Source organism: Streptomyces marinisediminis, assembly GCF_026262575.1.
In the GTDB taxonomy this organism is placed as follows: domain Bacteria; phylum Actinomycetota; class Actinomycetes; order Streptomycetales; family Streptomycetaceae; genus Streptomyces; species Streptomyces marinisediminis.
In genome coordinates this window covers 99,033-112,105 of record NZ_JAPKFL010000019.1, presented here as the reverse complement: position 1 = coordinate 112,105, position 13,073 = coordinate 99,033, and the positions used below count along the sequence as shown (strand labels likewise).

Annotated in this window: 6 protein-coding genes; all 6 read right to left on the bottom strand. The window is 74.3% G+C overall.

Translation table 11 applies throughout. The features are described from left to right. Positions 1-155 precede the first annotated feature (155 nt). On the bottom strand, positions 156-3,320 hold the full coding sequence (tmk, locus tag OSB71_RS16965; protein WP_265948966.1) for a dTMP kinase: 3,165 nt from the start codon (positions 3,318-3,320) through the stop codon (positions 156-158). Between the two features lie 309 nt (positions 3,321-3,629). After that, complete coding sequence (gene topA, locus OSB71_RS16960) at positions 3,630-6,482, bottom strand: type I DNA topoisomerase (RefSeq protein WP_265948965.1); 2,853 nt, start codon at positions 6,480-6,482, stop codon at positions 3,630-3,632. A gap of 960 nt (positions 6,483-7,442) precedes the next feature. Beyond that, complete coding sequence (locus OSB71_RS16955) at positions 7,443-7,649, bottom strand: hypothetical protein (RefSeq protein ID WP_265948964.1); 207 nt, start codon at positions 7,647-7,649, stop codon at positions 7,443-7,445. Between the two features lie 79 nt (positions 7,650-7,728). Beyond that, positions 7,729-9,324 (bottom strand): DUF7059 domain-containing protein, encoded by a 1,596-nt coding sequence (locus tag OSB71_RS16950; RefSeq protein ID WP_265948963.1) that lies wholly within the window; start codon positions 9,322-9,324, stop codon positions 7,729-7,731. Positions 9,325-9,427: 103 nt separating this feature from the next. Beyond that, positions 9,428-10,000 carry a small secreted protein gene (locus tag OSB71_RS16945; protein WP_265948961.1) on the bottom strand — a complete coding sequence of 191 codons (573 nt, stop codon included), beginning with the start codon at positions 9,998-10,000 and terminating at the stop codon, positions 9,428-9,430. Between the two features lie 264 nt (positions 10,001-10,264). Further along, positions 10,265-12,667: a sodium-translocating pyrophosphatase gene (locus OSB71_RS16940; RefSeq protein WP_265948960.1), complete on the bottom strand. Its 2,403-nt coding sequence runs from the start codon at positions 12,665-12,667 to the stop codon at positions 10,265-10,267. Between the last annotated feature and the right edge of the window lie 406 nt (positions 12,668-13,073).

The following is a 13,073-nucleotide window of genomic DNA, read 5'->3' as shown; positions in this document are numbered from 1 at the left end:
TGCCCCTGCCGTTCCCGCTCCTCCGCCCCCGTCGCCCGGTGACCGGCTGACCTGCTGCGCGGCGAGGCCGCGCGAAGGCGCCGGGGCGCCGTCGCCCCGCGCCCGCCCCGGCCCGGCGCGGGCCGACGCCCGCCGGGCCGGGGCGGGCGGAGACGTCAGCGGTGATCGCCGTCCGGGCGGTCGTCGTCCGCTGCCGCCGCGTCCCGCGACCGGTCACCGGGCTCGTTCCGGTAGGGGCCCAGCAGCTCGTCGGCGAGGGTGGGGAGGTCGTCCATCGGGGTCTCCTCGGCCCAGGCGGGACGGCGGCGGGCCGGGCGGCCCTCGGCGTCGACCTGGGGCAGCTCCCGGGTACGGTCCTCCTCGAGCCGCGGTATCTCCCGCGTGCGGTTCTCTTCGAGCCGCGGGATCTCCCGGGTACGGTCCTCTTCGAGCCGCGGGATCTCCCGGGTACGGTCCTCTTCGAGCCGCGGGATCTCCCGCGTGCGGTCGTCGGCACCGGGGGCGGCGTCCGCGGCGGCACCGGGGACGGCGTCCGGGGCGGCGTCGTCGTCCTTCTCCAGCGAGACCCGGGGCAGCTTGCGCGTCCCGTCCGCCTCCGGCGGCTGCGCGGCGGGGGCGTCCGGGCCGACCTGCGGCACCTGCACCGTGTCCTCGTCCGGGCCGGGCGCGGCGCCCCGCGCGGCCCGGGACCGCTCGGCCCGCAGCAGGGCCTCCTCGGCCTGGCGCTGCTTCTCCGCGCGGCGGGCGGCCTCCTCCGCCCGCTCCCGCTGCTGCCGCTCGTGCCGCCTGCGCAGGCGTTCCTGCTCCTCCTGCCGGGCCCGCTCCTCGGCCTCGCGGCGTCGGCGCTCCTCCTCGCGCTGCCGCTCCAGCTCCTCGGCGCGCCGACGCGTCTCCTCGGCGAGCCGGGCCTCGGCCGCGCGCCGGGCGTTCTCCGCCTCCCGGCGGCGGCGCTCCTCCTCGCGGGCCTCCTCCTCGGCGCGCTGCCGGGCGAGCTCCTCCTCGCGTTCGCGCTCCAGCCGGGCCAGCTCCGCCTGCCGCTCACGCTCCAGCCGCTCGGCCTCGGCCTTGCGGCGCTCCTCCTCGGCCCGGCGTGCGGCCTCTTCCTCCGCGCGCCGCCTGCGCTCCTCCTCGGACCGGCGGCGGGCCTCCTCGCGCTCCCTGATCTCCTGTTCGGACAGCGGCAGCACCTGGTCGAGCCGGTGCCGGACGACGCCGGTGACGGACTCCGGCTCCTGCCCGGCGTCCACCACGAGGTACCGGGCCGGGTCGGCCGCGGCCAGCGCCAGGAAGCCGAAGCGCACCCGCTGGTGGAAGTCGGCCGACTCCGACTCCAGCCGGTCCGGCGCCTCGGTGAAGCGCTCGCGGGCCGTCTCCGGCGAGACGTCGAGCAGCACCGTCAGGTGCGGGACGAGGCCGCCGGTGGCCCAGCGCGAGATCCGGGCGACCTCGGTGGGCGCCAGCTCGCGCCCGGCGCCCTGGTAGGCCACGGAGGAGTCGATGTAGCGGTCGGTGATGACGACGGCGCCGCGCTCCAGGGCCGGGCGCACGACGCTTTCGACGTGCTCGGCGCGGTCGGCCGCGTAGAGCAGGGCCTCGGCGCGGTCGGAGAGCCCGGTGGAGGAGACGTCCAGCACGATCGAGCGCAGCCGCTTGCCCAGCGGTGTGGCGCCCGGCTCGCGGGTGAGGACGACCTCGTGGCCCTTGCCGCGGATCCACTCCGCCAGCGCCTCGGCCTGCGTCGACTTCCCGGCGCCGTCGCCGCCCTCCAGGGCGATGAGGAAACCGGTGCCGGACGGGGCCTGCGCCGGGTCGCCGCCGCGCAGGACGTCCAGCACGTCGCGGCGCAGCGGCACGCCCCGGCGGTCGTCGGCCTTGGTGAGCACCAGGGCCGCGACGGGCAGCAGCAGCGCGCCGAGCAGCATGAGGACGAACGCGGCGCCGCCGTGGGCGAAGACGAACTTGCCGCTCTCCACACGCTGGTCGCCGATGAGCGCGGCCAGCACCGGGGCGACGATGGCGGCGAGCGCGACGGTGAGCCGCACGACGGCGCCCAGGTGCTCGGTCACCCGGGGGCGGCGGGCGTCCTCGGTCTCCTGGTCCAGCAGGTTGTGCGCGGTACGGGCGGCGACGCCCGCGCCGACGCCGGTGGCCAGCGCGGCCGCCAGCACCGTCGCGGTGTCGGCCACCAGGCCGGTGAGCAGCAGGGCCACGCCCGTCGCGGTGAGGGCGAGCGCCAGGAGGCGGCGCGGGGACAGCCCCGGCAGCGCGCGCGCGGCCAGCCGGATTCCGGCGGCCGTCCCCCCCGTCAGACCGATCAGGAGCAGCGCGTACGTGACCGGACCGCCGCCCAGGTCCAGCGCGTGCGGCACGGCCAGCGCGACGGCTGCGGCGACCGTGCCCGCGATGGCGGCCGCCGTCAGCACCAGCAGCGGCACGGCGCCGGTGCGGCCGGTGTCCGGGCCGGTGTCGGTACGCGGCCGGCGCAGGCCCTCCAAGGGGGAGCGCGGCCGCGGCGTGCGGCCCGTGGGGACGCGCAGGAAGACCAGCAGCGAGACCGACGCCGCGAACAGCCCGGCGGCGACGTAGGAGGCCAGGGCCGCCTGGTGCTCGGTGAACCAGGTCAGGAAGGTGCCCAGCAGGTTGCTGAGCAGCGAGACGGCGAGCAGCACGACGCCCGCGGCGGGGAAGGCGAGGAAGCTGCCGCGCACCCACAGGCGGCGCAGCGCCTCGTGGTGGTCCGGCAGCGGGCGCACGGCCGCGCCCTCGGGCGGCGGGGCGGGGAGCAGGGCCGGGGCCGCGCTGTCCTTGGCCACGGCCCACAGCCGCTCCGCGACGCCGGTGAGGAACACCGTGATCAGCAGGAACGCGGAGGCGTTGGCCGGCGTCCAGGTGATCCACAGCGGGGCGACGATCAGCAGCGCGGCCCGGAAGCCGTCGGCGCCGATCATCGTCCAGCGGCGGTCCAGCGCGCTGCCGGGCGTCAGCAGGGACGAGACGGGGCCGAGCAGTACGGCGCCGAAGAGCAGCGTGGCCAGCAGCCGGGTGGCGAACACGGCGGCGACGGCCAGGGCGACGCCGCGGTAACCGCCGCCGAACACGGTCGTGGAGCCGGTGAGCATGACGCCGAGCACCGCCTGCACCGTCAGGAGCGTCAGCACGAACAGCGCCAGGGCGTCGCCGATGCCGCTGACGTAGTGGGCGCTCCACAGTCGGCGCAGGGGCGGGTAGCGGACCAGGGCCCGCACCGCGCGCTCGCGGGAGTCCGCGGCGAGGGCTTCGGAGGCGGCGCTACCGACCGATGGCTGCTCTGCACGCGTCATACGGGCAGCGTATCGAGTTGCGCCGACAGGGTCGGCGCGGACCCGAACATACGGCCTACGGCGTGTTGCGGCGGTGCGCGGTGGGCAGCGGCGGGTGGGACGTTGGCGGGCAGCGGCCGACTCCGGGCGCGCGCCGACCGCCGCGCCGAACCGCTGTGCCCGGCCGCGGCCTGAGTCGCTGGGCCCGGCCGCGGCCTGAGTCGCTGGGCCCGGCCGCGGCTGTTTCCTCACCGCCGCACCGCCGGGTGGGCGGCGCGGCGGTGGGGACGACCGCGCCCGCCGGTCAGCCGGTGCGGGCGCGGCCCGTCGTCACTCCGCGGAGCTGGGGGCCTTCTCGGCGGCGGACCTCGTCGCCGTCGTCTTCTTGGCCGCGCTCTTCTTGGCCGTCGTCGTCTTCTTCGCCGCGGTCTTCTTCGCCGCGCTCTTCTTCGCCGTCGTCTTCTTGGCCGCGCTCTTCTTGGCCGTCGTCGTCTTCTTCGCGGCGGTCTTCGCCGGGCCCTTCGCGCGCTTCTCGGCCAGCAGCTCGTAGGCGCGCTCGGGGGTGATCGTCTCGACGTCGTCGTCGCGGCGCAGGGTGGCGTTCGTCTCCCCGTCGGTGACGTAGGGGCCGAAGCGGCCGTCCTTGACCACGACCGGGCGGTCGTTGGACGGGTCGTTGCCCAGCTCCTTCAGCGGCGGCTTCGCGGCGGCCCGACCGCGCTGCTTGGGCTGGGCGTAGAGGGCGAGGGCCTGCTCCAAGGTGACGGTGAAGAGCTGGTCCTCGGTCTGAAGGGAGCGGGAGTCGGTGCCCTTCTTCAGATACGGCCCGTAGCGCCCGTTCTGCGCGGTGATCTCCGTGCCCGACTCCGGGTCGACGCCCACGACGCGGGGCAGGGAGAGCAGGCGCAGGGCGTCGTCCAGCGTCACCGTGTCGAGCGACATGGTCTTGAAGAGCGACGCCGTGCGCGGCTTGACCGCGTTCTTGCCCGTCTTCGGCGTGCCCTCGGGCAGCACCTCGGTGACGTAGGGCCCGTAGCGCCCCGACTTGGCGACGATCGGGCGACCGCTGCCCGGGTCCGTGCCCAGCTCGCGTTCGCCGCTGGGCTTGGCGAAGAGCTCCTCGGCCAGTTCGACGGTCAGCTCGTCCGGGGGCAGGTCGTCGGGTACGTCGGCGCGCTGGCCGGTCTCCCCCTCGGGGCCCGGCTTCTCCACGTACGGGCCGAAGCGGCCCACGCGCAGCACGATGCCGTCGCCGACGGGGAAGGACGACACGCCCTTGGCGTCGATGGCACCCAGGTCGGAGACGAGCTCCTTGAGCCCGCCCAGGTGGTCGCCGTCGCCGTTCCCGGCCTCGGCGGCGCCGCCGGGGGACGCCGCCTGGCCCTCGCCGAAGTAGAACCGGCGCAGCCAGGGCACGGACTCGGCGTCACCGCGTGCGATGCGGTCGAGGTCGTCCTCCATCTGCGCCGTGAAGTCGTAGTCGACGAGGCGGCCGAAGTGCTTCTCCAGCAGGCCGACGACGGCGAAGGACAGGAAGGACGGGACGAGCGCCGTGCCCTTCTTGAACACGTAGCGGCGGTCCAGGATGGTGCTGATGATCGACGCGTACGTCGACGGGCGGCCGATCTCGCGCTCCTCCAGCTCCTTGACCAGCGTGGCCTCGGTGTAGCGCGCGGGGGGCTTGGTGGCGTGCCCGTCCGGGGTGATCTCCTCGGCGGTGAGCGCGTCGCCCTCGGTGACCTGCGGCAGCCGGCGCTCGCGGTCGTCCAGCTCGGCGTTCGGGTCGTCGGCGCCCTCCACGTAGGCCTTGAGGAAGCCGTGGAAGGTGATGATCTTGCCGGACGCGGAGAACTCGGCGTCGCGGCCGTCCGCCGAGCGCCCGGCCACCTTGACGGTGACGGACTGGCCGACGGCGTCCTTCATCTGGGAGGCCACCGTCCGCTTCCAGATCAGCTCGTAGAGCTTGAACTGCTCGCCGGTGAGCCTCGTCTCCGCCGGCGTGCGGAAACGGTCACCCGAAGGGCGGATCGCCTCGTGGGCCTCCTGCGCGTTCTTCACCTTCCCGGCGTACGCACGCGGCCGGTCCGGCAGGTAGTCGGCGCCGTAGAGCTGCGTGACCTGGGCGCGGGCGGCGCTGACGGCCGTGCCCGAAAGCGTGGTGGAGTCCGTACGCATATAGGTGATGAAACCGTTCTCGTACAGGCGCTGGGCGACCTGCATCGTCACCTTGGCGCCCATCCCGAGCTTGCGCGACGCCTCCTGCTGGAGCGTCGTCGTACGGAACGGCGCGTACGGGGAGCGGCGGTACGGCTTGGACTCGACGGAGCGGACGGCGAACCGGGTGTCCGCCAGGGCGGCGGCGAGCGCGCGGGCGCCCGGCTCGTCCAGGTGGAGCACCTGGTCGGCGCGCTTGAGCTGCCCGTCGGGACCGAAGTCGCGGCCCTGCGCGACGCGGCGGCCGTCGACGGCGGACAGCCGCGCGGTGAGCTGGCGCGGGTCGGAGGCGTCGCCGGCGCGACCGGTGCCGAAGGTGCCGGTGAGGTCCCAGTACTCGGCGGTGTGGAACGCCATGCGCTCGCGCTCGCGCTCCACGACCAGGCGGGTGGCCACCGACTGCACCCGGCCGGCCGACAGGCGCGGCATGACCTTCTTCCACAGCACCGGGGAGACCTCGTAGCCGTAGAGGCGGTCCAGGATGCGGCGGGTCTCCTGCGCGTCCACCAGCTTCTGGTCCAGGTCGCGCGTGTTGTTGACGGCGTCGCGGATGGCGTCCTTGGTGATCTCGTTGAAGACCATCCGGCGCACCGGCACCTTCGGCTTCAGCACTTCCTGCAGGTGCCAGGCGATGGCCTCGCCCTCGCGGTCCTCGTCAGTGGCGAGGTAGAGCTCGTCGGACTCGGCCAGGAGCTGCTTGAGCTTCTTGACCTGGTCCTTCTTGTCGCTGTTGACCACGTAGAGCGGCTCGAAGTCGTGGTCCACGTCCACGCCGAGCCGGGCCCAGGGCTCGCCCTTGTACTTGGCGGGCACCTCGGCGGCGCCGTTCGGCAGGTCGCGGATGTGCCCGACGCTCGCCTCGACGACGTAGCCAGGGCCGAGGTAGCCCTTGATCGTCTTCGCCTTGGCGGGCGACTCGACGATGACGAGGCGGCGCCCGCTGGTTGCGGTATCGCTGGTCGGGGACAACTTCTGCTCTTCTCTCCGGTCGGTGGTCAGCGGTGCCGAGGTCACTCCTGTGCGGTGGCTCGCGTCGGGTGGCGGGGTCGGCAGCTCCGGCCTGCCCCCGTGCCCGACGCGCGTACCGTGCAGCGCACTGCACCGCGCCGGTGGGTCGGAGTGTGACCGTACCTCCCGCTCTCCTGTCAAACGGGAAAAGTCAGCAACGCCACTCGAACGGTAACCCGACTTATCACCTCGCCGCCGTTCGGCAGCGCGTCGACCGGTCTCTCGTGGTCCCTGCGTGGCCCCTGCGCGGCTGCACCACCGCCGAGGGTACCCAGGTCGTCCGGCCCCGGGTCGGCCGCCGGCACGCCGGACCGGGCGGCGCCACTCCGGTACGTCGAACAGGGGGACGCAACGCGCGTAGCGGTCTTTGCGCGCATACGCGACAGACGCGCACCGGTGACCCGTCGTGTGGCGCGCGAGCCGACGCCGCCGGGAGATGCGCGGGGCGGGTTTGCGCGGGGGCGGATTGGTGCGGCGGCGGTTTGCGCGGGGGCGGAGGTTCGCGGGCCGGTGCGCGGGACAGGGCCCCCGACCATTGTGCGCGGGTGCGGCCGCCGCCCGGGTTGATCAGGGGCGCGGAATCCGGCGGCGGCCGTGCGCGTGGGCCGGGCTCCGGCACCCGACTACCCCGGCGCGCGGGGTGGCGCGTCGGGCCCGCACGGGTGTGTGTCGTGCTGGAGACGGGCGTGGCGCCCGGCTCCGGGGCCACTCGGAGGGGCTCCGTCCGGGCGGGCCGCCCGGCCTGTGGCGATACCCGGGTGGCGCACGGCCCCCGGCCGCTCGCGGGGTCGGACGGGTGGCGCTACCGGTCGGTGCTTGGCATGCGGGGCCGCGCCATCGCCGCCGTCGCGCCGACCGCCGCGTGGAGGGTGCCGCGCGACTTCGTCGGCGCGGGCCGGGCGGGTCGGTCCGGCGGGCGGGTCACAGCTCGGTCAGCAGCCACACGCCGACGGCGGACAGCGCCACACCCCAGCCGGCGGCCACCGCCGCGGCCCTGGAGGGAGTGACCGCCGTCGTGCCCACGACGACCGGGCGGCCCTGCCGGACACGGGAGACCGTCCAGCACAGCAGTGCGACGCCGAACAGGGCGCAGACGACTCCGGTGAAGGCCGCGGGTGCACTCTCCATGGCGGGAGCGTCGCAGTTCCGGGCGGCGGTGGACCGAACATCGGGTGAACGACGGGCTGAAGATCCCTCCAACGGCCGCCTACGCGGCGGGGCCGCCCTCCCCGGCCGGGAGCAGGAACCCCTGCTCGACCAGGAGCCGGATCGCCTGCGGCGTGCGGTCGCGCAGCACGGTCGGCTCCTCGCCGACGAGCTGGGCGATGGCGTCCAGGATGCGGCCGGCCGGCAGCGTGCCGTCGCACACGCCCGCGAACCCGGCGCCCACGGTGTCCACCTGGGACGCGCGGCGCATGCCGCGGCTCTGCCGGAGCACGACGTGCTCGGGGTCCTCGGCGCCCGGGGGACCGATCTGCTCCTGCAGCACTCCCTCCGCCAGCTCGAACCGGGTGCCCAGCAGCGCCGCGTCGTCGTGCGTGCGCAGGAAGTCCTGGCGCTCGAAGTGGGCGCGGACGGTGTCCCCGAGCGGCTGCTCGACCGGGTGGGTCCACTCCTCGATCGTCACGGCCGGGTCGTCGGCGCCCGACTTGCGCAGGGTGATCCAGCCGAAGCCCACCGCCTGCGTGCCGGTGCGCTCGAACTCCGTCAGCCAGGCGTCGTAGCGCGCCGCGTAGCCGTCCGCGCCGTCCGGCTCCGCGCGGTGGTCGCCCGCGTCCCGCAGCCACAGCTCGGCGTACTGGGCGGCGTCCTGCACCTCGCGCTGCACCACCCAGGCGTCGCAGCCGCGCGGCAGCCAGGAGGCCAGCCGCTCGCGCCAGTCCTCCCCCGCGACGTGCTGCCAGTTGGCCAGCAGTTGGCAGTAGCCGCCGTCGGCGAGGTGGTCGGCGGCGCTCTGCACCAGGGTGCGGCACACGTCGTCGCCGCCGAGACCGCCGTCCCGGTACACCAGCCGGGCGCCCCCGGCGCCGGGCGGGGTGATGACGAAGGGCGGGTTCGAGACGATCAGGTCGAAGGGCTCGTCGTGGGCCACCGGCGCGTAGAGCGAGCCCTCGCGCAGATCGGGCTCGCCCGCTCCGGAGAGCGCCAGGGTGAGCGCGGCGCAGCGCAGTGCGCGCGGGTTGACGTCGGTCGCGGTCACCGAGGTGGCGTGCTGGGCGGCGTGCAGCGCCTGGATGCCGGAGCCCGTGCCGAGGTCGAGGGCGCGGGGCACGGGGGTGCGCACGGTGATCCCGGCCAGCGTGGTGGAGGCGCCGCCCACGCCGAGCACGACGTCCGCCCGGCGGTCGCCGACACCGCTGGTGCCGCCGACCGCGCAGCCGAGGTCGGAGACGATCCACCAGTCCTGGCCCTCCGGCCCGCCGTAGGGGCGCACGTCGACGGTGGCGCGGACCTCGTCCGCCCCGGCCGGGGCCAGCCACCCGTCGGCGAGCGCCCCGGCGTACGCCCCGCGCAGCGCGGCCTCCGCCCGCGCCCGGGGCACGGCACGCTGGAGCAGGAACAGCCGCACCAGCGTCTCCAGCGGACCGCCGCCCCGGGTGACGCGCGCGGCGGGAACCGTCTCGCTGCGGGCGAGTGCGGCGTAGGCGGAGGCGCCGAGGAGCTCCAGCAGGCCGTCGACGGTGAAGTCGGCGCTGAGGAAGGCCTCGCGCAGCCGTGCCGTGCCGGTGCCGTCGGCGTGCGGCAGGTGCTGCGGGTGCGGGGGACGCTCGGGGGCTCGCGGGTGTGTACTCACGCCTCCCATTGTGGCCACTGCCCGCGCGCCGCCCCGGCCGTGGGCCGAACCGCGCCCGGAGCGGCCGCGCGGGTACGCCCGACCGGCCGACTCCGGCGCGCGCCGGGCGGCTTCACGCGTCCGGCGAGGCGTCGCCGCCCGGGGCGGGGCTCTGGCAGCCCTCCTGCTCCGACATGGCCTGGCCCAGCTCGCCGGACTGCAGCTCGCTCAGCGCGTTCTGGCTGCTCTGCCCGAGCTGGTTGAGCTCTTCGACGATCCCGTTGAGGCCGTCGGCGAAGGCGCTCTGGTCGTCGGTGTCCAGGCCGTCGATGCGCTCCTTGAGGCCCGAGTAGGCGTCGGAGATGTCGTTCAGCTCCGCCACCGCGTTCTCCCGCAGCTCGGCGCCGTCCTCCACGGGCGGGTCGCCGGCCTCGTCCACCGTGTCGGCCAGGGCGCCGTAGGCCTCGGAGAGACTCTGGAAGGCCTGCGAGTCCGCCTCCTGCACCTCGGCCGGGGCGGTGTCCTCACCCCCCGCCTCCGCGATGGTGTTGTTGGCGTTCTGGATCTTCTCCACCTGCGGTCCGACCTCGTTGCAGACCTCCTGTGCCCACGACTGGATGCGCTCGTCGGTGTCGTCGCCGCACCCGGTCGCCGTCGCCGCCAGGACCGCGCTGGTGCAGAGCGCCAGGGCAAGCTTCTTGTTCACCGGTTGACCCATCCCTTCGTGGCTACCGGGCCGGAAGATACACGCCGTGACGGCCGCGACGGCGACCCGGGTGCGCGATTCGCCCGTTTCGCGCATTAAAGCAGGCGTTTGCCCAGGGGTGTACTCGAGCCCTGCGGAAGGGCGGGGCGGGGACGGAGGCGGACGTGCGCGAGCGGGTGACGCGTCCAGCGACACGTCACCCGCTCGCAGTGGCCCACAGGGGCCGGGCGCCCGGCGCGGGCCCCGGCGTCCACCGCGGGTGCGTCAGGGAGCCGACACCGGATCGGGGGACGGCGTGGCCGACTGGCGCTCGGCCTTGCCCTCCTCCTCCCCGTCCATGGTCACACCGCGTCGCTTGGACACGTAGACGGAGCCCACGATGACCACCAGGGCCGCCACCGCCACCAGCGCGCGCAGCCCCGCGCTGGCGTCCTCGCCGTAGGAGAGCGTGACGATGGCCGGGGCGATCAGGAGCGCCACCAGGTTCATCACCTTCAGCAGCGGGTTGATCGCCGGGCCCGCGGTGTCCTTGAACGGGTCGCCCACCGTGTCGCCGATGACGGTGGCGGCGTGCGCCTCGCTGCCCTTGCCGCCGTGGTGGCCGTCCTCGACCAGCTTCTTGGCGTTGTCCCACGCCCCACCGGAGTTGGCCAGGAAGACCGCCATGAGCAGGCCGGTGCCGATCGCGCCCGCCAGGAACGCGGCCAGCGCGCCCACCCCGAGGGTGAACCCGACCGCGATCGGGGCCAGCACCGCCAGCAGGCCGGGTGTGGTCAGCTCGCGCAGGGCGTCCTTGGTGCAGATGTCGACCACGCGCCCGTACTCGGGCTTTTCGGAGTAGTCCATGATGCCGGGACGCTCGCGGAACTGGCGGCGCACCTCCAGGACGACGGCGCCGGCCGAGCGGGAGACGGCGTTGATCGCGAGCCCGGAGAACAGGAACACCACGGCGGCGCCGAGCACCAGCCCGACGAGGTTGTTCGGCTGCGCGATGTCCAGGCTCAGGCCCAGCTCGTCCGCCCGTGCGCCCACCTCGGCGGCGGCCGTCTCGAACGCCTCCCGGTAGGAGCCGAAGAGCGCCGCCGCGGCCAGTACGGCGGTGGCGATGGCGATGCCCTTGGTGATGGCCTTGGTGGTGTTGCCGACCGCGTCCAGGTCGGTGAGCACCTGGGCGCCGGCGCCCTGCACGTCACCGGACATCTCCGCGATGCCCTGGGCGTTGTCGGAGACGGGACCGAAGGTGTCCATCGCGACGATCACACCCACGGTGGTCAGCAGACCGGTGCCGGCCAGCGCCACCGCGAACAGCGCCAGCATGACCGACGCGCCACCCAGCAGGAAGGCGCCGTAGACGCTCAGGCCGATGAGCAGCGCGGTGTAGACGGCGGACTCCAGGCCGAGCGAGATGCCGGAGAGGACGACCGTCGCCGGGCCGGTCAGCGAGGTGCGGCCCACGTCGCGCACGGGCTTGCGGGTGGTCTCGGTGAAGTAGCCGGTGAGCTGCTGGATGAGGGCGGCCAGCACGATGCCGATGGCCACCGCGACGAGCGCGATCAGCCGCGGGTCGCCGCCGTGCGCGGCGATGCCCGCGTCACCGACGTTGTCCAGCTCCGCGAAGGTGGCGGGCAGGTAGGCGTAGGAGGCCGCCGCGACCAGGGCGAGGGAGATGACCGCCGAGACGAAGAAGCCCCGGTTGATCGCCGTCATGCCGCTGCGGTCGGTGCGCCGGGGGGCGACGACGAAGACGCCGATCATCGCGGTGAGCACGCCGATGGCCGGGACGATGAGCGGGAAGGCCAACCCGGCGTCGCCGAACGCGACGGTGCCCAGGATGAGGCTGGCGACGAGCACGACGGCGTAGGACTCGAAGAGGTCGGCCGCCATTCCGGCGCAGTCGCCCACGTTGTCGCCGACGTTGTCCGCGATGGTGGCGGCGTTGCGCGGGTCGTCCTCGGGGATGCCCTGCTCGACCTTGCCGACCAGGTCCGCGCCGACGTCGGCGGCCTTGGTGAAGATGCCGCCGCCGACACGCATGAACATCGCGATCAGGGCCGCACCGAGGCCGAAGCCCTCCAGCACCTTCGGCGCGTCGGCCGCGTAGACGAGCACGACGCAGGCCGCGCCCAGCAGACCGAGGCCGACGGTGAACATGCCGACGACGCCACCGGTGCGAAATGCGATCTTCATCGCGCGGTGGGAAACCGCGGTGAGATCCTTTTCCGGTTCTCCGACCCCGGGACTCGCCTCCCGGGCGGCCGCCGCGACGCGTACGTTGCTGCGGACGGCGAGCCACATGCCGATATACCCGGTCGCCGCCGAGAAAGCGGCGCCGACCAGGAAGAACAGCGAGCGGCCGATGCGCTGGTTGAAGTCGTCCGCGGGCAGCAGCATGAGCAGGAAGAACACGACGACCGCGAATACGCCCAGCGTGCGGAGCTGCCGGGCGAGATAGGCGTTGGCGCCCTCCTGCACGGCCGCGGCGATCTTCTTCATGTTGTCGGTACCCTCGCCGGCCGCGAGGACCTGGCGCAGCAGTACCACCGCGACGGCCAGTGCTGCCACCGCGATCGCGGCGATCACCACCACCAGGCCGCGGTTGCCGGAGGTGAGTACGGCATCGGCGGCCAGGTGCTGGTGGTGTGGAAGTGGGGAGAGTTGCCCCGCCATTCGTCCTCCTTGACGTGTGGCGCGTGGGCGCGCTGGTGGCGTTGTGCGGGAAAGATGTGTGGCGGATTCTAGGGATTACCGCCGCACCAAAACAGTGCGCGGGAACGGGAATGAGCCGGAACGAGCCTGTCCCAGCGAAGATCGAACGGCGGCAGCGCCGCGAGAATTCGCTCACAAGGAGGAGGGGAGGGAATTCCCTGACCCCGAATGGATGATCTCAATAAAAGATCACCGGTTCAGGGTTTATCGGCAGCTCAGCACGGAAGATCCCGGAATCCGATCACGCCGCCGGAGGTCACGGGCCCGGACGCGGGGACGCGTCCGGCAACGGGGGCGTACCGCGGCAGCGCACACGTTGACGGCGCACCCCCGGAGGGGATGCGCCGTCAACGCGACGTTCGGGGGG